Genomic DNA, 20,170 nt, shown 5'->3' with positions numbered 1-20,170 from the left:
CGTGATCTCCGATTGCCAGGCCGAGGCGCATGCTGCCAACCGCAGCGCGGGGGCGACCGCTGTTGCCGAGCCGCTGTCCGCGCTGCGCACCGTCCTGACCGGGATGGCCGCCGCAGCCCGCGACCGCGCCGACCGCGAGCGGGAGGCCGCCGATCGGCTGCAAGAGATCATCGATACGGTCGTGGCGCGCAACACCGAACTGGAACAGCAGGCCGTCCAGGCCGACACTCGGGCCCGCGAGGCCGAGTCAGCCCGGCACCGCGCCGAGCTCGACGCCGACGCCGCCCGCGTCCAGGCTGGCACGGCCCAGACCGCTCGCGACCACGCCGAGGAACGTGCGCTGGCAGCCGAAGAGATCGCCCGCACCGCCCGGGCCGCCGCCGAGGCCGCCCACCAGACCGCCCGCACCGAAGCCCAGGCCCGCCAGGCCGCCGAACGCGCCGCACGCACCACGCAGGATCGTCTCGGCCAGAACGAGCAGCGGCTGGCCGAGGCCGAACAGGATCTGCGTCAGCTCCGTCAGGCCCTGACCGGGGCTCAGGACGCGCACGCCCGCACCCGCACCGACCTGGACCAGCGCACCGGCGAACTCGCCGCCACCGGCAGCCGGCTCGCCGACGCCACCGAACAACTAAACGCTCTGCAGGACGAGATCAGCACACTCCGTCAGGCGTTGACCCGAGCCGAGCACACCGCCCAGACCGCCACCGCCCGAGCCGACACCGCCGAACAGCGGGCAGAGCGGGAGCGCACTGCCGCCGCCGAGACGATCGCCGCCGCCCACCGCGAACGCGACACCGTCCGCGAAACCCACCTCACCACCACCGCCAGACTCACCGCCACCCTCGACGCCCTCACCGCCGAACGCGACACAGCCCGCGTCGAAGCCACCACCCACCTCCAACGCGCCCTCCAAGCCGAAGCCGCCCTCTCCCCCACCAACGACGACGACACGTAGACGGGGTGTCGGTAAGACTCGTGCAGCCAGGTACAAGCGTTGGACTCAGACCAGGTCAGCAGGGGGTGCCCGGACATCTTTCACGGTTCGGGAAGCGAGGTGAGTCGGCCGCTCGTTACGGTCAGTGGGCGTCGGCTGCCTCCCGGATGGTGGCGGGCTTGAGAGTCTGCGCGCACCACTGCGCGAATCCGGTGCCTGCCTGCGGCGAGCGGTGGACGCCCGCGTCGAGGCCCTGGTCCTTGGCGCGCTTCATGTCGACCACGCCCTCGACGAACGCCTCGCTGAGGCCGTAGCCGAGCAGGGTGGATCGCAGTTCGTCGAGTGGCTGGCGCTGGTAGCGAACCGGACGGCCCAGCTCTTCGGTCATGATGCGGGCGAGGTCGTTGGGCGACAGGTCTTGCGGGCCGAGGACCGGAACGCTGCCGACGCCCGTCCAGGAGCGGTCCAGCAGCAGCCCGGCCGCCGTCGCGGCGATGTCGGCGACGGCCACCATCGGGGCGCGGCGGTCCGCGGCGACGGTGTCGGTGAAGACGCCGTGCTCGCGGATCGAGTCGGCCTCCTCCAGGAGGTTCTCGAAGAAGGACGGGCAGGCCAGGGCGCGGTAGGCGACGCCGGAGTCTCCGATCAGGTCGTCCATGGTCAGGGAGGCGGTGACCAGCCCGGCCTGGGCGGCCTGCGGGGTGCCGCGGCCGAGCGCCGAGACGCCGACGACATGGCTGACGCCGTGGGCGGCGAAAGCCCGCGCGGCCGGACGGGTGAAGCCGCTGAACCCCTCGTCGGGCGTGAGCGAGGCGTCCGGTGGCACCAGCCAGAAGACGGCGTCGGCTCCGGTGAAGGCGCGCTCGACGGTGGCGGCGTCGCCGTGCGAGCCGGTGACCACCTCGACTCGTCCGCGTACGGCCTCGGGGAGCCGGGCAGGGTCGCGGACGACGACGCGCAGCTCCTCTTCGGCTTCTACCAGCAGCGACAGTAGCCGCCGGCCGATGTTCCCGGTAGGTGCGGTAATGACGATCATGAAAACCTCACGCGATCTGTGGATCGGTACGACCCCTTCAGCGTGCGGATCCGACCCGCATTGCCACAATGGGAACTTCAGCATCCAATCATTGCCTGAAATGGAATAATACCGGTGAGCAGCCCAGTCCCGAACCTCGACGCCAATCTCGCCGTCGCCCTCGACGCCCTGCTGACCGAGCAGAGCGTCACCCGTGCCGCCGCACGACTGCAGACCTCGCCCGCGGCGATGAGCCGCACCCTGGCCCGGCTGCGCAGGGTTCTCCAGGATCCGCTGCTGGTGCGGGCGGGACAGGCGATGGTGCCCACGCCCCGCGCCGAGGCCCTGCGGGACGAGGCCGCCGCGGTGGTGCGCCGGCTGGAGGCGTTGCTCACCCCGAGCGGCGGCATCGACCTTGCCGCCCTGCGGCGCACCTTCACCGTCCAGGCCTCGGACCTGGTCGGCGCGGCGCTGGCGCCGGGTCTGCTCGACCTGGCCCGGCACGAGGCGCCGGGCGTCTCGCTGCGGGTGCTGGCCGAGGAGTGGGAGGCGGGCCCCGCGCTGCGCGAGGGCCGGATCGACCTGGAGATCGGGGCCATCGACCACGTCGACCCCGAAACCCGGGTCGAAGAACTGATCACGCTCCGAATGGCGGCCGCCGTCAAAGCCGGACACCCGCTCATCGAAGGAACCCTGACGCCCGCCAGGCTGGCCGCGGCCGAGCATGTGGCGGTCAGCCGCCGGGGACGCTTCACCGGCCCGCTGGACGCGGCCTTGGCCGAACAAGGACTCGGCCGGCGGGTCAGCGCCGTCCTGCCCGGACATCTAGCGGCGATGACGCTGGCCGCAGTGAGCGACGTGGTCTGCCTGGTGCCGACCGCCCTGGCGGACGAACCCCCGTCATCACTCACCGACGCAGCACACACCCTGGGACTGCACCTGTTGGAGATCCCGCTGCTCCTGCCGCCCCTGACGATCGGCATGGCCTGGCACCCCCGCCACACCGCCGACGGCGCCCACCAATGGCTGCGCAGCGCCGTGCGCCGAGTACTCCGTCCATCCCGGGAGCAGTAGAGGGCCGGCTGGTTACGTTGGCCCCCAACCGGTTTTGCGGGAGCCACAACGGTTGGTTGGGCGGCCATAGGCTTGATCGATGGATACCGAGGCGGTGCGATCGTTCGTCCGTGCGGCTGAGCTCGGGCAGTTGCAGCACGCTGCTGATGAGCTCGGCGTCACGCAGCAGGCCGTGTCGAAGCGGATCGCGACTCTTGAGCGCCATCTCAACGTTCGGTTGTTCACACGGACCGCCCGCGGGGTTGAGCTGACGCTTGATGGTCAGGCGTTCCTGCCTCACGCGCGGAGCATCGTCGCGGGTGTCGAGCGGGCCATCACCGCGGTCAGGCCGGGCTCGCGGGCCCTTCGGATCGACGTTCTCGGGCTGCGATCGGCGCAGGCTGTCGTCCTGCACGACTATTGGCGGTCGCATCCCGACATCGATCTGGACGTGGTGACCCTCAGGGTCAACGATCCGAGGGTGGCGGTCGCCGCCGTCCAGGCCGGCGATATCGACGCCTCGTTCCGGACGGTCACTGATCCGGCCACGCTGCCGCGGGAGGTGCGGATGATCCGCGCGTTCGACTCCGCGCTGGAACTCCTCGTCGGCCCAAGGCATCCGCTCGCGTCCGCACGGACGCTGACGCCGGATCAGCTGCGCAAGCACCGGATCTGGGTGCCGGGCATCGCGCCGCGAAGCGAATGGGCCGAGTTCTACGATCAGCTCGCCACCGGCTTCGACCTCCGCGTCGACGCGGCAGGACCCAATTTCGGCAACGAGGTGCTGCAGGACACCCTCGCGGATTCTGGGGACGTGGCCACCCTCGTTGGCGCGCGCGACCGCTACATCTGGCCGACGAACCACGACCTGCGCCGCATCCCGATCGTGAATCCGACGCTCGCCTATCCGCTGTCGCTCATCCTTCCCAGAACCAACCCGCACCCCGGGCTCCGGGCGATCATCAGCCACTTCGCGAGCCTGGCTCCGCTTCCCGAGCCGACCTGGCTCCCCTCCTGGGCGGCGAAGCCGCGTCGCAGCGATGAAGCTTCATGACGGGCTTCTGAATTTTTCTGCCGAGGGTGTCGATTGGCGTCGAGTCCGTTCGTAGCCAAGGTGAGAGGCCGGCAACGGGCCGGTCGCTCCTCACTGGAGGTCCCCGATGTCCGTTATCGCCACCACCCCCACCGCCCCGGCCAAGTCCCTGATCGCCGGTGGCCTGATCGCCGCAGCCGTCGCCGCCGCGGCGACCGCGACCGTCGCCGCTGCGGGCGACTTCGCCGGTATCAGCCTCGCTGTCGGCGGCAAGCCGATCCCGCCGTCCGGGTTCGCCCTGCTGACCGCCGTCTTCTCGGTCGTGGGGCTGGCGCTGGCCCTGGTGCTGGCTCGCTGGGTGCGGCGTCCGCGCGTGGTGTTCGTCCGCACCACGATCGTGCTGACCGCGCTGTCGCTGGTGCCCGACGTGGTCGCGGACGCGGACGCGGCCACCAAGCTGCTGCTGATGTTGACGCATCTGGTCGCCGCCGCGATCGTGATCCCGGTCGTCGCACGCCGCCTGTCCGCCTGACCCTTCGAAGGAGTCCGCGTTGAAGAAGTATCTGCTCGCCGTCCAGTTCGACGAGAGCGCTCCGGCCCTGTCCGATGAGGAGATGCAGCGGCAGATGGACCGGACGGCCAAGGTCACCGCCGAGATGCAGGCCGCGGGTTCGTGGGTGTTCGTCGGTGGTCTGCTGGGCTCGCACGCCACCACGGTCGTGCGTCCGGGCGACGGGACGACCACGATGACCGACGGCCCGTTCGCCGAGACCAAGGAACAGCTGGGCGGGTTCTGGGTGGTCCTGTGCGATGACCTCGACCAGGCGCTGGCCTGGGCCGACAAGTGCGCGCTGGCCTGCGGGGCTCCGATCGAGGTGCGCCCGTTCATGGACGCGCAGTGGGACGGCCCGGCGCGGGGGGAATGAGCGCGGATGGATCTGGACAGCATCTACCGGGCGGAGTACGGCCGGTGCGTGGCCACGTTGACGCGCCTCCTCGGTGACATCGGACTCGCCGAGGAGGCCGTGCAGGAGGCGTTCGCGACGGCCGTCCAGAAGTGGGACGAGCCGCCGCCCAATCCCGGCGCCTGGATCGTGACCACCGCCCGCAACCGGGCGATCGACCGCCTGCGCCGCGAGTCCACTCGCCAGGATCGCCACACGCAGGCGCTGCTGTTGCACCGACCCGACGAGCCGAAGGAGGTGGGACCGGTGCGCGACGACCAGCTCCGCATGATCTTCACCTGCTGCCACCCGGCGCTGTCGCCGCTCGCGCAGACCGCGCTCACGCTGCGCCTGCTCGGCGGCCTGGAGGTGGCGGAGATCGCGCGGGCCCATCTGGTGCCCGAGGCGACCGTCGCCCAGCGGATCGTCCGCGGCAAGAAGAAGATCCGGGACGCGGGCATCCCCTACCGGGTGCCCGACGCCGCCGAACTTCCCGACCGGTTGCCGCCGGTCCTCACCGTCCTCTACCTGATCTTCAACGAGGGATACACGTCCACCTCCGGGCAGCTGCTGCGCACCGACCTGAGCCAGGAGGCCGTCCGCCTGGCCAGGGCGCTCGCCGAGCTGATGCCCGACGAACCCGAGGTGCTCGGGCTGCTGGCCCTGCTCCTGCTCACCGAGGCCCGGCGCCCGGCCCGCGTCGGTCCCGCGGGTGAACTGGTGGTGCTCCCCGAGCAGGACCGGTCGCTCTGGAACAGGGAGCTGATCGCCGAAGGGCATGACCTGGTGCGGCGGTGCCTGCGCCGTGGCCGGCCCGGTCCGTACCAGCTGCAAGCCGCGATCAACGCCGTCCACACCGACGGGCCGGCGACCGACTGGACACAGGTGCTGGCCCTCTACGACCAGCTATGGCAACACGCCCCGACCCCGATCGTGGCGCTCAACCGCGCCGTCGCCATCGCCGAGGTCCACGGACCGGCACTCGCGCTGGCCGCCGTCGACGAGCTCGACCTGCCCGGATACCACCTGCTGCCCGCCGCCCGCGCCGACCTGCTCGCCCGCCTCGGCCGCACGACCGACGCCATCGCCGCCTACGACGAGGCGATCGCCCTGGCCACCAACGACACCGAACGAGCCTTCCTGCAGACACGCCGGGCAAGCCTGAACCAGGAGACCTGAGGGGTCTGCCCGCCCTCAGCCCGACACGCAACGCCGACGCGCAGCTCGTCACGCATTGGAGATGTTGTGTGAATAGATGCGGTAGCCGTTCGGGCAGACGATCATGCTGTAGGTCGTGAATGCCCTTCTGTAGGCGGTCAGGTCCTCGCCCCATTTGCAGACGACGGAGTGGACGTGGTTGCCGGGCTGGCACCTGGCCTCGGACGACCGGTTGCCGTCAAGGCTGCGGAGGGTGCACCCCGGAGGCACGGCCAAGGGAGCGGCCTCGGCTTGTGCCGCGGGGGCAAAGCCCGCGACGGCCGCGGCGGCGAGGAGCGTCGTACCAGCCTTGAGCCAGAGTTTGGATGCCATGGTCTTCCCTTCTCGCGGCACCCGCTTCGGTCGGTCAGACCCCAATGCGAGCACCGGTGACGGCGAGGCTTTTCGGAAACGCGGTGCGCATGTACCCGTCCAGAGCACTTGCTCGTTCCCTGCACCAAAGGATGCGGGCCACGGTCATGCCTGTCGTTACATGTGAGCGCACACATCTTTAGTCTGTGCGCACTGTGCCGGTCGGTTCGCGGCCGCCGGCACCTGCCGGTTCCCGCCGTGGGCGGCGGATGGGGACGGGATCAGAGGCTGCGGGCAAGTGATGTCGCCGTAGGCGGCGGTCGCGTGGATGGTGAGCTCGGCGGCGCCTCGCGACGTGGCCCGCCCCGGTGCGCAGCACGACCGCGCCGCGCCGGGCCTCGGTGACGCGGATGTCGCCCTGCATGGTGCTGATCTCCGCCGAGCCGTTGAGGCGGCCGACCGTCACGCTACTGATCGATAAAGGGTGAGACTTATCCAAAACCGCTGAGTTGGTGCAACCCCTACGGCAGGTGGTCGGGGGCGGCTTGGGCCAGGCCGGTCTGGTACGCGATGACGACGAGTTGTGCCCGGTCGCGTGCGTCCAGCTTCGTCATGGCGCGCTGGACGTGGGCGCGGACGGTGAAGGGGCTGAGGAACATCCGCTCGGCGATCTCCTGGTTGGACAGGCCGGTCGCGACCAGGGCCACCATCTCGCGTTCGCGCGGGGTGAGCGCGGCGAGCTGTTCGGGGTGGTGCGGCCGGACGTTGTCTGGGGTGGCCAGGAAACGGGCGACCAGGGAGCGGGTCGCGGCCGGGGAGAGCAGGGTGTCGCCGCTGGCGATCGTCCGCACGGCTTCCAGCAGGTCTTCAGCGCCGATGCCCTTGCCTATGAAGCCGCTGGCACCGGCGCGCAGCGCCTGGGCGACGTACTCGTCGGTTTCGTAGGTGGTGAGGATAAGGATGCGGGCATGTAGGTCGGGGTCGGCGCAGATCTCCGACGTGGCGGTGAGACCGTCCACCTCGGGCATGCGGATGTCCATGATCACTACGTCCGGCCGCAGCTCCCGGGTGAGGCGCACCGCCTCCCTGCCGTCGGCCGCCTCGCCGACGACGGTGATGTCGTCGGCGGTGTCGAGAAGGATCCGGAAGGCACCGCGCAGCAGGGCCTGATCGTCGGCGAGCAGTACCCGGAGCGTCACGGCGTGTCCCCGGCCTCCGCGTCGTCCGGCCGGTCGGCCGTCATATCCCTGGCGGGCGGGAGGGGCAGGTGGGTGGAGACGAGGAAGCCGCCCTCCGGACGCCTGCCCGCGGAGAGCTGTCCCCCGACCGCGGTGGCGCGTTCACGCATCCCGATCAGACCGTAGCCGGACGGACGGTCCGGTGCGGTGGGGGCGGCGCCTCCGTCGTCGGCGATGGTGATGGTCACGCGGTCGTGGTCCCAGGCGAGGCGCACCCGGGCGCTGCCGGTGCCTGCGTGCTTGGTCACGTTGGTCAGGGCCTCCTGGACGATGCGGTAGGCGGTGAGGTCCACTCCCGGTGGCAGCGGCCTGGCCGCGCCCTCCTGGTGCACCGAAACCTCCAGGCCCGCGCGGCGGAAGGATTCGAAGAGCGAGGGAAGCTGGGACAGCCCGGGCGCCGGTTCGGCGGGCGTGGCCGCGTCCCCTGACTGGCGCAGCAGGCCGACCGTGGCCCGCAGTTCGTCGAGCGCGTTGCGGGTGGTCTCGACGAGCTCGTTCAGGCTCTTGCGGGTCTGTTCAGGGCGGACGTCGAAGAGGTGGGCGGCGACCGTGGCCTGCGCGTTGGCCAGGGTGATCTGGTGGGCCACGAGGTCGTGGAGCTCCCGGGCGATGCGGACCCGTTCCTCGGCCACTCTGCGGCGCGCCTCGCGTTCCCGGCTCTTCTCGGCCCGCCGGGCCCGCTCCTCGACGGCCGCCAGGTAGGCCCGCCGGTTCTGCGTCGCGTGGCCGAGGACGCCGGCCACCAGCGGGAACGCCGCGACCACTCCTATCCTGCTCGCGTCCTGCCACGAGAGGGTCCCGAACCCGGACACGATCTGAGAGATGACCAGCAGCGCCGCGGAGGCGAGCAGCACCGCGCTAGCCGTCCGCCGTTCGGTGCGGACGGCGAGCGAGTAGGCGGTGACCACGACCGGGGCCACGGTGAGCGGGCTCAGCAGGAGGTCCAGGGGCGGCACGAGCATGCCGACCGCGGTCGTGCCCGCCACGGCGGTCAGGGGCGCCCGGTGCCGCACCGGCAGCACGGCACAGGACATCACGGCGATCATGTAGGCGGCGCCGGGCGGCGGTGACAGCGTGTCGTCGACCTGGAGGAAGCCGCCGATCAGGCAGATCGCGAACACGCTCGCCGTGATCGCTCCCTCTCGCCACCACGCGAAGCGTGGCCGAGGGCCACCGCCACCCGCGCTCGTCATCGCCAGCGGACGGGAAGCGGCGGCGGCACGGCTGCGTCCGGTGCGGCCGGGGGCTCCGGGACGTGCCTGCTCAATGCCTCACCCTCGATGTCCACATTCGGCAGCACACGGTTCAGGATACGGGGCAGCCACCAGGCACGATGGCCCAGCAGTGCCAGCACCGCGGGCGCGATCGCCATCCGGACCACGAAGGCGTCGAAGGCGACGGCGGCGGCCAGGCCGACGCCCATCGTCTGGATCGTCGGGTTGTTCATCCCGATGAATCCGGCGAACACGCTGATCATGATGATCGCCGCCGCGGCGACCACCCGTCCGCTGTGCCGGAACCCGTTGACGATCGCCTCGCCTGGGGACGCGCCGTGGACGTAGGCCTCCCGCATCCGGGTGAAGAGGAAGACCTCGTAGTCCATCGCGAGGCCGAAGACGATCCCGATGATGAGGATCGGCATCAGCGACATCACCGGACCGGTCTGCTCGATGCCGATCAGGTCCGCCGCCCAGCCCCACTGGAAGACGGCGACGAGCACGCCGAAGGCGGCGCCCACCGACAGCAGGAAGCCGAGCGCGGCCTTCACCGGGACCAGGATCGAGCGGAAGACCACCATCAGCAGGAGCACCGCCAGGCCGATGACCACGCTCAGATAGGGGATGAGGGCGTCGGACATCGCCTCGGAGATGTCGATGTTCAGCGCGGTGGTGCCCGTCACCAGGATCCCGGCGCCCGTGTCGGCCTCGACGCCGGCGGCCGCACCCCGGATCGCCTGCACCAGGTCCTTGGTCTCGCCGCTGTTCGGCGCGGTCTTCGGGATGACGGTGAGGACGGCCGTGTCCTTGGCCGGGCTCAGGAACGGATCACCGACTGAGGCGACCCCGTCCAGTCCCCGTACGGTCTTGGCGACCAGGTCGGTGGCGGCCTGGGCGTTCTTGGACTCCGCGGTGTCCACGACGACGGTCAGCGGACCGTTGAAGCCGGGGCCGAAGCCTTCTGACAGCAGGTCGTAGGCACGGCGCTGGGTGGTCTCGACCGACTTGGCCTCGTCCCCGGGCAGCCCGAGTTCGAGGCTCAGCGCCGGCAGCGCGACGGCGCCGAGACCGAGTCCGGCGATCAGCAGCACGGTCACCGGCCGGCGCAGCACGAACCGCGCCCAGCGAGTGCCAAGCCCAGGCCGACCCACCGAGCTCTCGCTTCCCTTCCGGGCTGCTTTGCGGACGGCGCGCGACAGCACCCGCCGGCCGAAGAAGCCGAACAGCGCGGGCACCAAGGTCAGTGCGACCAGCACGGCAAGGGCCACGGCGCCCGCGCCGCCCAGGCCCATCTTGGTGAGTTCGGGGATTCCGACGACCCCCAGCCCGACCAGGGCGATGAAGACGGTCGCGCCGGCGAAGACGACGGCGGATCCGGCCGTGCCCACCGCCCGGCCGGCGGCCTCCTCCGGCTCGCGGCCCTGGGCGCGCTCGTCGCGGAAGCGGGAGGTGATGAAGAGCGCGTAGTCGATGCCGACCGCCAGCCCCAGCATCAGCGCCAGGATGGCGACGGTGGACGTCAGGCCCAGCGGAACGGCCAGCGCGGAGACCAGGCCGAAGGCGATGGCCACGCCCACGAAGGCGGTCAGCAGCGACAACCCGGCCGCGGCCAGCGATCCGAGGGTGAGAACGAGCACCACGGCCGCGACCGCCACGCCGATGATCTCCGTGGTACCGCCCGGCGACTCTTCCGAATCCAGGGCCGAGCCGCCGATCTCGACGGTCAGTCCCGCGTTCCGGGCCTGGCCCGCGGCGTCCTCCAGGGCTCTCTTCGTCGACTCGGTCAGGTCGGCGACGTCAGCGGTGTAGGCGATCGTGGAGTAGGCGATGGTGCCGTCCTCGCTGACGGCGCCGGTCTTGTAGGGGTTGGTGGTCGACGCGACCTGATCGTCCCCGTCCAGCGAGCGGAGCGCGTTCTCGACGGCCGCCCTGTTCTGTGCGGCCGTCACCCGCTGCCCGTCCGGGGCCTGGAACACCAGGCGCGCCTCGGCACCCTGGGCATTGCTCTGGGGGAAGCGCTCGTCCAGCAGGTCGAACGCCTTCTGCGACTCGGTGCCGGGCATGGAGAGGTCCTCTTCCTCCCCGGCCGGCGCCGTGGCGGCGGCGACCACGGCCAGCACCAGGGCGGCCAGCCACAGGCCGCCCACGAGCCGGCGCCGCCGGAAGGCCCACCGTCCGACCCGGTAAAGAAATCTCGCCACCTGTTGATCACTCCAGACACCGTTAGGAAGGGGAATTCGCGTCTCCAACACTTCCTTCCGGCGCCCCCGCCGGGCATCGTCCCCGGCCACCGTCGTCCTCTGGTGCACCCGGACGACCCGCCAGGCCGTCCTAGTGCGGACGCACTACAGCACGCCATCCACGACGAGAACCTGACCGTCGCGCAAAGCATGGTGAGGGACGCCCTCCGCCGCGTAACGTGCGGCGACGGCGGTCAAGATCTCGCTCTCAGGATGATCAGGAGAGTCGACGTGGGGAACCAGCGCGCGGTCGATCACGCCGAGCCCGTCCCAGATCGGCGGAGCACCATGAACGACAGTGACCGCCAGCGGGTCGCCCGCAGCAACCCGAGCAGCCGATCCGGGCGCTCCCCCAGCCGATACGAGGACAAATACAAACGCATCGCTCGATCCTAAAGATCGACTTTCCGGCTCTTGCGGTTACTGGGTGCTGAGGTAGGTGAGGACGGCCAGGACGCGGCGGTGGCCGCTGTCTGCCGGGGAGAGGCCGAGCTTGGCGAAGATGTTGCCGATGTGCTTGTGGACGGCGTTCTCGGTGATGACGAGCCGGGCCGCGATCGTGGTGTTGTCCTTTCCTTCGGCCATCAGGGCGAGGACCTCGCGTTCGCGTGGGGTGAGGCCGGCGATCGGGTCGTGGGCGTGCCGGGCGAGGAGCTGCGTGATCACCTCGGGGTCCATGACGGTGCCGCCGGCGGCGACCTGGCGCAGGGCGTCGATGAACGCGCTCACCCGGCTCACCCGGTCCTTGAGGAGGTAGCCGACGCCGCCGCGCGCGTCGGAGATCAGTTCGCCCGCGTACTGCTGCTCGACGTACTGGGAGAGGACGAGCACCGGCAGGCCGGGGTGCTCGCGGCGGGCCTGGAGCGCGGCGTGGATGCCCTCGTCGCGGAAGGTCGGCGGCAGCCGCACGTCGACGATGGTGATGTCGGGCCGGTGCTCGGCGACGGCGGCGATGAAGCCGGGGCCGTCCTGGGCGATCGCGGCGACGTCGAAGCCGCGGGTGCTCAGGAGGAGCTCCAGGCCGCTGGAGAGCAGGACGTTGTCCTCGGCGATCACGACCCGCACGGCAGGCTCACGGTGATGGTGGTCGGGCCGCCGGCGGGGCTGTGGACGTGGACGGTGCCGTCGAGGGCCAGGACGCGGTGGTGGATCCCGGCGATGCCGGTGCCCAGGGTCTCGTCGGCGCCGCCGATCCCGTCGTCGGTGACCTCGACCGTCAGGCGGTCACCTGCTCGGGTGACGCTTACGGTGGTGTGGGTGGCCTGGCTGTGCTTGGCGGCGTTCGTGAGCGCCTCGGCGATCGTGAAGTAGGCGACGGCCTCGACCGCGGGCGGAACGGTGCCGAGGTCGCCGATGTCGAGCGTCGGGGAGATCGCCGACTGGGTGCCCAGCGCCGTCAGCGCCCCGGCGAGGCCGCGGTCGGCCAGGATCGGCGGGTAGATCGTCCGGATCACCTCTCGAAGTTCCGCCATGGCCTCCTCGGTCCCCTCGTGCGCCTCCCGCAGGAGTCTGGCAACCATCTCAGGGTCCTCGCTCAGCGACTCGCGGGCCGCGCCCAGCCGCATCGCGATGGAGACCAGCCGGGCCTGGGTGCCGTCGTGCAGGTCGCGTTCGATCCGGCGGAGTTCCGCGCCGTGCGCGTTCATGGCGCCGGCCCGCGTCTCGGTCAGGGTTTCCACCCGCTGCGCCAGCCGCTCGGCGGACGAGGGAGACAGCAACGCGACGCTGATCCGGGCGTGGAGGCGCGCCAGGGGCGGCACGATCCAGGAGGTCAGGGCGGTGAGGACGATGAGCTGGAGCGTCCCCAAGGTCAACACCGTGCCCCACCCGGACAGCGGAACGACGTCGAAGAAAAAGCGCAGCCGGTCGTCGGCGGGAAACGCCCACCAGAAGGGCACAGTGACGGCGGTGGCGAACGCGTTGCCGGCGCAGAGCAACACCGCGAGCCCGAACGTCAGGCTGGTCACGATGTAGGTGCACAGCCATCCGAGAAGACGCCACGTCCCGGCGCGAACGGGGGCGGAACGAGGGGCATCCAGCAACCGGTCGGCGCGGCGGCGATGCCAGGACGCCCAGGCGCGGGTCATCGCCGGGACGACGAGCACGGGCAGCGCGAGCAGGGCGACCGCAGCGGTCAGCAGGCTGCCGAGCAGGTAGCCCAGGCCACGCCATACCGCCGGAAGCCGATCGGTTCCATGGACGTTCATCCGGACAAGTCTGGGCCATGGCGACCGAGCCCGGCACTACAGCCTGCTACCCCCTTTTCCCACTGGTGAGGGGTATCGTCCGCCCGTCCTGCCGAACGTAGCTTCGAGCCCCATGACGCATTCATCACGGCGGCGCAACCTGGCCCTGGCCGCCATTGTGGCCGGTGCCCTCTCCGTCGGTGCTCTCTCCACCGGCGCGACCGCCGCCAAGGGTCATGACGACCGAACTCAACGCCAGCATGACGACGGGGCCTTGCTCCAGCGCGACGACAGGGCCCGGCTCCAGCGCGATGCTGACGCGATCACCGCGCTCGGCGTCACGGGAGTCCAGGCGCGCTTGATCACTTCCAGCGACCGGAACGTGACCGCCACCAGCGGCGTGGCCGACCTGACGAGCCGGCGGCCGGTCTCCCCGGACGGCTACCTCCGGATCGCCAGCGTCACCAAGACGTTCGTGGCCACCGTGATCTTGCAGCTCGTCGGCGACGGCAGGCTCTCCTTGGACGACAAAGTCGAGCGATGGCTTCCCGGCGTCGTCTCTGGAAACGGCAACGACGGCCGCGCGGTCACCGTCCGCCAGCTGCTCCAGCACACCAGCGGCATCCACGACGACTACCCGGACTACACCTCGGCGAAGGACTTCTACCAGCACCGATACGACACCTACACACCTGAGGAGACCGTCGCCCGCGCGATGCGCCACCGTCCGGATTTCAAGCCCGAAAAGGATTGGGGCTACTCCAACACCGGCTACGTCCTGCTCGGCATGGTCGTCCAAAAGGTCACCGGGAACCCCTGGCATGAGGAGGTGCGGGATCGGATCGTCCGGCCGCTCGGCCTCAAGCACACCTTCTGGCCGGGCGCCTCGCCCAAACTGCCCCGGCCGCACGCCGAGAGTTATCAGAGGTTCCAGCCCGGCGAACCGCTCGTGAACGTCACCGAGCACGTCGGCCGACTCACCAATGGAGAGTCTGGGCTCGTCTCCACCACGGCCGATCTCGGCCGGTTCTTCCGCGCCGTGCTCAGCGGACGGCTTCTGCGCCCTGCGCAGATGGCGCAGATGCAACAGACCATCGAGATCAGCAAGAAGTTCGAGCCCCTCATGCCGGGTGCCCGTGACGGGCTGGGGCTCTTCTCACGTCCCCTGACCTGCGGTGGCACCTACTGGGGTCACGAGGGCGGTGATGCGGGCTGGATCACCGCCGTCGGCGTCACGGCCGACGGCCGGCGCAGCGTCACGCTCTCGATGTCGGGGGCGGTCGCCGAGTCGGAGGACCACGTCCTGCGCATCACCCAGGCCGAGAGCAAGCTGATCGACGACGCGCTGTGCGCTGGCCGCACGCGTCCTTGAGGCACCGCCTGCCTGCCGCGGGCACCGCGCTGCCCCCGCGGCAGGCAGGCGGCTGGTGCAGACTTGACGCCCCCAGCCCGGACGGGGCCACCACGCACTATCGGAGCAGGCACAGTGAAGCGCATCGGCATCATCGGACGGGCCATAGCCGACCTGCGATAGGGGCTCACTCCGGAGTGGTGAGCCCGTCGAGTCGCCCGACTTCCAGATGGGCGATGTCGCCGTCAGAGTCGAGGGCGGCGTTCAGCAGGAGCGCGAGCGACGTCCCGTACACGGGCACGTCGGATGGGTCGTCCATCAGGCGGAGGTCGTTGCCGTCCTCTTCGACGTGGCACACGATCCAGTGGCTGGTCTGTGTCCTGGAGTCGTTGGCCGCGGCGACGCATCTGCCGTCGGGCAGGTCGATGATCGTGTGAAGGGAGTGGCCCTTCGGGAAGGGCCGTACTCGCCGGTGCGCGGCGGCGGGCCGCAGCCGCCAGGCGCCGTCGAACAGCGCGGCCGATCCGATGCGCCGGTAGAGGCCCATGAGGTCGGCGGACGCCTGCCACAGCGCGACCGGTTCGGGCGGGGTGGTCTCGTGGTCCCGCACGATCCGGTCGACCACGTCGTCGATCTCGACCTCCGCCGGGGCCAGGTGCCAGCCCGCGACCGGCCGCAGCGTGCCGTCGCCGTCCTGGGCGACTCCGACCAGACCGGCGTGCAGCGCGACACTGCGGTTCTCGCCCTCGGCCCGGTCGTTGAGGTCGACGCGTGCCATCGACAAGGTGGCGGGCACGGAATCGCTGCGGACGCCGGGGCCGTCGTAGCCCATGTGCCCCTTCACGGTGAGGTCGCGCGGCTGGTCGATCGGCAGGTCCAGCAGCGGGTTCGGCCGTTCGGCCATGGTCTTTCCGGTCAGGTGGGGGTAGAGGCGGGCGATCCAGCCGGTGATCACCTTGCCGCCGTAGGCGTCGGCGGGGCTGTAGATGCGCCGCCAGAACGCGGTGTCGACGTCGCCGCCCGCCGCCCGGACGAACTGGTCGGTGATCGGGATCAGCGACCGGCACCAGGTGTCCAGCCCGAACGTCGCGATCGTGTCGACCCGCGCGCGGATCTTCCGCCAGTCCTCGACGGTACCGGTCAGGGTGATGGACGGGATCCCGCAGACGAACGTCATCCAGTACGCGAAGTAAGGCGAGTACGCGTCGAGCAGGGCGACCTTCCCTGCCATCCGCTCGACGTCGGTGCTGGTGGAGAAGTCGCACTCGAACGCCTCGGCGTCAGCGACCTCAGCCGACAGAAGCGTTCGGAGCCGGACGCGGACTCGCCAGCTACGTGATCATCGAACACCACGAGATCAACGAACACCGCGTGGTCGTCACCAGAGTGACCTGGATCTGAGCAGCCCGATCCAAGCGCACACCCACTGCCCGCGCCGGAAAGAACCGGCCCCTCGACATCAGGAATCGATGCGGGTGGTGTTCCAGTGGGGGATCTCCCCTTACAGAACGGCCCCTTTGTGCGAGGTTGACGTGCAGGTTGTCCTGACGGCCTGGCATGATCCACGCTCGTGATCGCTGAGAAACTCGCTCACGTGGCGCCGGCATTGATTCTGAACGCCCATGTGGGAGGCGCCCAGTACTTCGCCTTGTCCCGGCCGCGAGCAAAACAGCTGATCGCCGAGATGATGGACAACCTTCCCGATCTACGACCTCCCACAGCGCCAGAAGCCGTCAATGACAACGTGCCCGCGCTCATACCGGAAGTGCTCGCAGAGCTTCCCAGGCCGGTCCGGCCCTACGGCGGGACGACGGCGATCTTCACCCTCGACGCCGAGCACCGTGCCCCTTTCACTCACGGCTTCGACAGCTACCTGGCCGTCACGGTCAACGCCCTGACCGGATACGGCGCTCTGACATGGCTGGTCTCTCCAGACACCAGATTGCCGGTCGCACCCGAACTCGCCGATCAGATCTGGCTGTCGGACAACCCGAGCCCGCCGGCCTCCGATCCCCACGTGTTCGCCGACCCCTGCCTCCCCAGCTACCACCACCCGCGCAGCACGCTGCCAGCAGCCCAGATCCGCGCCGCCGTCCAGGAGTTCTGCCGCGAGGCCACCGGACACCGACCCAGCTGCATCGAGTGGGCACCCGGCGACCTCACAGGCCAACGACCCGACGCACCCCGGCCAAAGAACCACTCCAGCAGCCGCTGTGAGGACCCATGGTGCGAACACAACTGCGGCCTTCCCCACCCTTCCCCAGAACCGGCCCGGTGACGGTCGCTCACCCGAGCCCGCCGCCCCCACCAGGGCTCGCTGCGCGCCGCGGTGCGGCGACTGGGACAGGACGGCGCCTTGTGGGGCGACATCGCGCAGGCCTGCCGGGTCCGGATCCTCGACGCGCAAGCCGTGCTCGGCCAGGACGGTGAAGAGCATCCACCCGGCTGAGCTGATTTCGCTACGTGACGGTCCAGATCGCGCCAGCCTGGCTTCCTTGCTTACGGAGGGCTGTGGTGGAGGTCGTTCTCAGCAATCAAGTGGGCGAGTTCGGCAAGACCACCTCGGCGATCAACTTGGCAGGCTCGCCTCGAGCCGCGCCGCTCGTGGTCGATGCCGTGTCCGCCGCGGAGGTGCCGCAGCAGGCGCCGTCCAGACTCGTCATTCTCGTCACCCTCCGTAGACCGCATCTGATGCGAATTATTCGCATCAGATGCGAGCCATCGGGAAGAACCAGCCCAGACGGCCAAACTCGGCCAACCAGCCGCACCTGCACCAAGAGTCCCGCTACTCTCGCCCACAGCCTCTTCGGCGCTGCTCGCCCAGGTCAGCAACCTCTCCGGAGCTCCACACCGGCGGACCACGCGATCCTTGACGTATTCGCATCAGATGCAATACGCGCCATTCCCGGAATACGGCAGAAACGGGCCGCGGGCCGAGGTAGTTGGTGGTCAGCGTCATTCGCGTTGGCCGTCGGGCGGCGCGGATCGGTTCAGGTGCCGAGCGTCATCTGCTGATCGGCGGCTGTGATCCGGGCGGCATACACGCGATGCGCCTTGCGCGCGGCCGGTCCGGCGGCCTCGGCAGCGAGGGCGGTGGCCTGCCGCAGCGCGGCACGGTGCAGCGCGAGCGGTGCGGTGATACGGACTGTGTGGCCCTGGCCGCGGCGGATGGCCCGCCCGGCGCCGATGGCGTCACGGACGGCGTCATCGCCGACGGTGCGCAGGTGGTCGGCGAGCAGGCCGGGCAGGTCGAGCACCACCTCCTGGTCCGCCGCGGGCACGTGGCGCTCGTGGCCTGGGGCGGCCGGGGGCATGTCGAGCTGGTCGGGCAGTTCGCGGACGCGGGCGACGTCCAGGATGCGGCGGATGGTTTTGGGGGCGACCTGGTACTGGCGGGCCAGGGCTTTGACGGCGGTGCCCTCCCGGTAGGCCGCCACGACGGCGGCCGCCTGGTCGGAGTCGAGGGCGGCAGGGCGGCCGAGGCTCTTTCCGGCGGCCTCGGCGGCGGCGACGCCCTTGCGGGTGTTCTCGCTGATCATGTCGCGCTGGAACTCCAGCACGGCGGCGAGGACGGACACCATCATCTTGGTGCCGGGGTCATCGGAGGCCAAGTCGATGCCCGACAGCAGTCCGGACTCGACCCGCAGGTGCAGGCCGCGGCGAATGAGCACGGGGCGCAGGGCGAGGATGTCGGCGACCGAGCGGAACAGGCGGGCGGCGTCGGCGATGCGGATGGTGTCGCCGACTGCGGCCTCGTCCAGGAGCAGAGTGAATCCGGCGCGGTCCAGGGAGAGCTGGCGGCTGGAGGTGGCGGGGTCCTCATAGACGGGGGCGCCGGCGGTCAGCAGGGCGGCCAGGGCGTGCCGTTGGCGTGCGTCGCTCTGTTTGTCGGTGGAGTGCCGGAGATAGATGCGGTCGGCCATGCCCGATCGTGCCCTTTCCCAAGTCTCCCGGGGCCCGAGATCAGGAGTCTTGCGCAGGGACCTCGGGCGGCTGCTGGAGCAGGCCAGCGGATATCCGGTCGACAGCGACAGCGATCGCTTCGGTATGCGTGGTGACTTGGGTGAGAGCGATCCCGTTCGCCCGGTCCCTGATGGTGTAGCCGCCCTCTCCACTCGGCGAGCTCACCCCGACGAACTCGGGGCTGAAGGGGTAGGGAGTGGTGGAGAAGCCCAGCGTCCAGTGGCTGGTGAATGGGTACAGCCTGCGGAGCTTCGGCTCGGCATAGGCGGCCTCGATGAGCGTCTGATATTCGGGCCAGTCGCGGTCGCGGGCTTCCTTGAGGAGATATTGCCATTCCGACTCGATGACGTCGGTGAGGTTGTTGTCGGGGACCTCCAAACGTCCGGTCAGCAGGTCGAAGGTCGCGGCTTGGCCGATCTCCTCCAAGCTGGCCCCTTCGACCCAGCCGCGGATCACGTCGGGAAGCTCACGCAGGTCCTTGGTGGATCCGCAGATCATGAGCTTTCTGTTGGACGAACCCCAGATGGTCCAGGCTCGTTCGTGGTGCCACGCTGAGACGTAGGCCGAGTCGCGATGCGGGACGACACTGGCGATCGTGGCATGACGCAGTGGATCGGACGGGGTGATCTCTAAGAGAAGGGACAGGCCGTAGTCGGCGGCTGCGGCCTGGAGAGCTGCGGCAAGGCTGCCGTGGGCGGCCACGTCCGGATAGAGGACGGCTGGGTCCGGTTCGTGGCTCATGATGTTCCGATCTTTCCGCGTGTTCAACGTGCCGTGATCGCCATCGTAGGGGGCGAAAAGGGGAGGCGGAAAGCTTGATCGGAGCTGATTGGATTGGCGCTCTGTTCCAGGAGGGCGGGCGCAGAGTTAGTTCTGATCTGGCGAGGGGGCGGAGTCGACCGATTCCGCCCCTCGTTGCAGCGAGTCGCGCACCGGTTTGAGGACGTTGGAACGGGGCGGTTGGCCCTCCACTCGGGTCCGTGTCACCACCCGAAAGGTAGCTGTGTGTAGTTGTGGTGGCTTCTGGTGACGGTCGGGGTATGGGGTTCCGGGGTTTGGTTGTGTCGGCATATGACTGTTTGTCGACACTGGGAGGTCTTTCCGGTCGGGGTGTCGGTAAGGACGTGTCATCAGGTGCAAGTCGCGTCGAATGGGGCCTGGTCAGGGTGCGGGTGATGGGAGTAGCGTCCGCGCGTGGCGCGGGAGCTTGATCAAGATGAGCTGATCGATCGATGGATGCTGGTTGATGACGAGCTGGCGTTGGTGGCGGGCAAGCGTGGGCCGACACGGTTGGGCCTCTACCGCAACAAGAAGTAGATGCCGCTACCGCGAGCACTTGGTCGAAATCAACTCCGACAACCCGGCCCACTCGGCCAACGCCATCACCGGTACCAAGCCCGGAACTCCCGAACCTGGCCCGAAGTGCAAGTGACGGAGGGGGCAGCCCACGTCGGTGTGAGCTGGGTTTACACCGGTGCTTTAGG

21 protein-coding genes are annotated in these 20,170 nt (G+C 69.9%); 9 read left to right on the top strand and 12 right to left on the bottom strand.

Annotated elements, in window-relative coordinates; genetic code table 11:
• Position 1: 1 nt before the first annotated feature.
• Positions 2–958 carry a hypothetical protein gene (locus ACGFNU_RS37490; protein WP_392601326.1) on the top strand — a complete coding sequence of 319 codons (957 nt, stop codon included), beginning with the start codon at positions 2–4 and terminating at the stop codon, positions 956–958.
• A gap of 121 nt (positions 959–1,079) precedes the next feature.
• On the opposite strand, the gene ACGFNU_RS37485 is transcribed toward ACGFNU_RS37490, so the two are convergent.
• Positions 1,080–1,973: an NAD(P)H-binding protein gene (locus ACGFNU_RS37485; RefSeq protein WP_392601325.1), complete on the bottom strand. Its 894-nt coding sequence runs from the start codon at positions 1,971–1,973 to the stop codon at positions 1,080–1,082.
• A 114-nt stretch (positions 1,974–2,087) separates the two neighbouring features.
• Here ACGFNU_RS37485 and ACGFNU_RS37480 point away from each other — a divergent pair, with 114 nt between their 5' ends.
• The 5 genes from ACGFNU_RS37480 (at position 2,088) to ACGFNU_RS37460 (ending at position 6,161) form a co-directional block, all read left to right on the top strand.
• Positions 2,088–3,026 carry a LysR substrate-binding domain-containing protein gene (locus ACGFNU_RS37480; RefSeq protein WP_392601324.1) on the top strand — a complete coding sequence of 313 codons (939 nt, stop codon included), beginning with the start codon at positions 2,088–2,090 and terminating at the stop codon, positions 3,024–3,026.
• A 79-nt stretch (positions 3,027–3,105) separates the two neighbouring features.
• The gene (locus ACGFNU_RS37475; protein WP_392601323.1) at positions 3,106–4,059 is read left to right on the top strand and encodes a LysR family transcriptional regulator; all 954 of its coding nucleotides are present in this window, start codon (positions 3,106–3,108) and stop codon (positions 4,057–4,059) included.
• A gap of 106 nt (positions 4,060–4,165) precedes the next feature.
• Entirely contained in the window at positions 4,166–4,570 is a 405-nt protein-coding gene (locus tag ACGFNU_RS37470) for a DUF6069 family protein (protein WP_392601322.1), read from the top strand.
• A gap of 19 nt (positions 4,571–4,589) precedes the next feature.
• Positions 4,590–4,964, top strand: a complete 375-nt coding sequence (locus ACGFNU_RS37465) for a YciI family protein (protein ID WP_392601321.1) — start codon at positions 4,590–4,592, stop codon at positions 4,962–4,964.
• Positions 4,965–4,970: 6 nt separating this feature from the next.
• Positions 4,971–6,161 (top strand): RNA polymerase sigma factor, encoded by a 1,191-nt coding sequence (locus ACGFNU_RS37460; RefSeq protein WP_392601320.1) that lies wholly within the window; start codon positions 4,971–4,973, stop codon positions 6,159–6,161.
• Between the two features lie 48 nt (positions 6,162–6,209).
• Here the strand turns inward: ACGFNU_RS37460 and ACGFNU_RS37455 are convergent, their stop codons facing one another.
• The 8 genes from ACGFNU_RS37455 to ACGFNU_RS37420 form a co-directional block, all read right to left on the bottom strand.
• The gene (locus ACGFNU_RS37455; protein ID WP_392601319.1) at positions 6,210–6,512 is read right to left on the bottom strand and encodes a hypothetical protein; all 303 of its coding nucleotides are present in this window, start codon (positions 6,510–6,512) and stop codon (positions 6,210–6,212) included.
• Between the two features lie 500 nt (positions 6,513–7,012).
• Positions 7,013–7,690, bottom strand: a complete 678-nt coding sequence (locus ACGFNU_RS37450; RefSeq protein WP_392601318.1) for a response regulator — start codon at positions 7,688–7,690, stop codon at positions 7,013–7,015.
• Positions 7,687–8,850, bottom strand: coding sequence for a sensor histidine kinase (locus ACGFNU_RS37445; RefSeq protein ID WP_392601317.1), 1,164 nt, complete (start codon positions 8,848–8,850; stop codon positions 7,687–7,689). The genes ACGFNU_RS37450 and ACGFNU_RS37445 overlap by 4 nt, the downstream gene beginning before the upstream one ends.
• Before the next feature lie 68 nt (positions 8,851–8,918).
• Positions 8,919–11,147: an MMPL family transporter gene (locus ACGFNU_RS37440; protein ID WP_392601316.1), complete on the bottom strand. Its 2,229-nt coding sequence runs from the start codon at positions 11,145–11,147 to the stop codon at positions 8,919–8,921.
• A gap of 144 nt (positions 11,148–11,291) precedes the next feature.
• Complete coding sequence (locus tag ACGFNU_RS37435; protein ID WP_392601315.1) at positions 11,292–11,444, bottom strand: hypothetical protein; 153 nt, start codon at positions 11,442–11,444, stop codon at positions 11,292–11,294.
• Positions 11,441–11,569, bottom strand: coding sequence for a hypothetical protein (locus ACGFNU_RS37430; protein ID WP_392601314.1), 129 nt, complete (start codon positions 11,567–11,569; stop codon positions 11,441–11,443). The genes ACGFNU_RS37435 and ACGFNU_RS37430 overlap by 4 nt, the downstream gene beginning before the upstream one ends.
• A 37-nt stretch (positions 11,570–11,606) precedes the next feature.
• Complete coding sequence (locus ACGFNU_RS37425) at positions 11,607–12,251, bottom strand: LuxR C-terminal-related transcriptional regulator (RefSeq protein WP_392601313.1); 645 nt, start codon at positions 12,249–12,251, stop codon at positions 11,607–11,609.
• Positions 12,239–13,393 carry a histidine kinase gene (locus ACGFNU_RS37420; protein ID WP_392601312.1) on the bottom strand — a complete coding sequence of 385 codons (1,155 nt, stop codon included), beginning with the start codon at positions 13,391–13,393 and terminating at the stop codon, positions 12,239–12,241. Before ACGFNU_RS37420 ends, ACGFNU_RS37425 begins: the two co-directional genes overlap by 13 nt.
• Positions 13,394–13,505: 112 nt before the next feature.
• On the opposite strand from ACGFNU_RS37420, the gene ACGFNU_RS37415 reads away from it, so the two are divergent.
• Positions 13,506–14,744 carry a serine hydrolase domain-containing protein gene (locus ACGFNU_RS37415; protein ID WP_392601311.1) on the top strand — a complete coding sequence of 413 codons (1,239 nt, stop codon included), beginning with the start codon at positions 13,506–13,508 and terminating at the stop codon, positions 14,742–14,744.
• Between the two features lie 166 nt (positions 14,745–14,910).
• On the opposite strand, the gene ACGFNU_RS37410 is transcribed toward ACGFNU_RS37415, so the two are convergent.
• Positions 14,911–16,023: a DUF4419 domain-containing protein gene (locus tag ACGFNU_RS37410; RefSeq protein ID WP_392601676.1), complete on the bottom strand. Its 1,113-nt coding sequence runs from the start codon at positions 16,021–16,023 to the stop codon at positions 14,911–14,913.
• 270 nt (positions 16,024–16,293) lie between these two features.
• Here ACGFNU_RS37410 and ACGFNU_RS37405 point away from each other — a divergent pair, with 270 nt between their 5' ends.
• A complete protein-coding gene (locus ACGFNU_RS37405) occupies positions 16,294–17,001 on the top strand; it encodes an Imm1 family immunity protein (protein WP_392601310.1) in 708 nt (235 codons plus the stop codon).
• A 712-nt stretch (positions 17,002–17,713) separates the two neighbouring features.
• Here the strand turns inward: ACGFNU_RS37405 and ACGFNU_RS37400 are convergent.
• Both ACGFNU_RS37400 and ACGFNU_RS37395 read right to left on the bottom strand, forming a co-directional pair.
• Entirely contained in the window at positions 17,714–18,646 is a 933-nt protein-coding gene (locus ACGFNU_RS37400; RefSeq protein ID WP_392601309.1) for a recombinase family protein, read from the bottom strand.
• Between the two features lie 40 nt (positions 18,647–18,686).
• Complete coding sequence (locus ACGFNU_RS37395) at positions 18,687–19,388, bottom strand: DUF6193 family natural product biosynthesis protein (RefSeq protein ID WP_392601308.1); 702 nt, start codon at positions 19,386–19,388, stop codon at positions 18,687–18,689.
• Between the two features lie 492 nt (positions 19,389–19,880).
• Between ACGFNU_RS37395 and ACGFNU_RS37390 the strand changes: the two genes are divergently transcribed.
• A complete protein-coding gene (locus tag ACGFNU_RS37390) occupies positions 19,881–20,003 on the top strand; it encodes a hypothetical protein (protein ID WP_392601307.1) in 123 nt (40 codons plus the stop codon).
• Positions 20,004–20,170 lie beyond the last annotated feature (167 nt).

The organism is Spirillospora sp. NPDC048911 (assembly GCF_043198015.1).
Lineage (GTDB): Bacteria > Actinomycetota > Actinomycetes > Streptosporangiales > Streptosporangiaceae > Spirillospora.
Note: the sequence above shows the minus strand (reverse complement) of the source record. Positions and strands in the feature narration are given on the sequence as shown.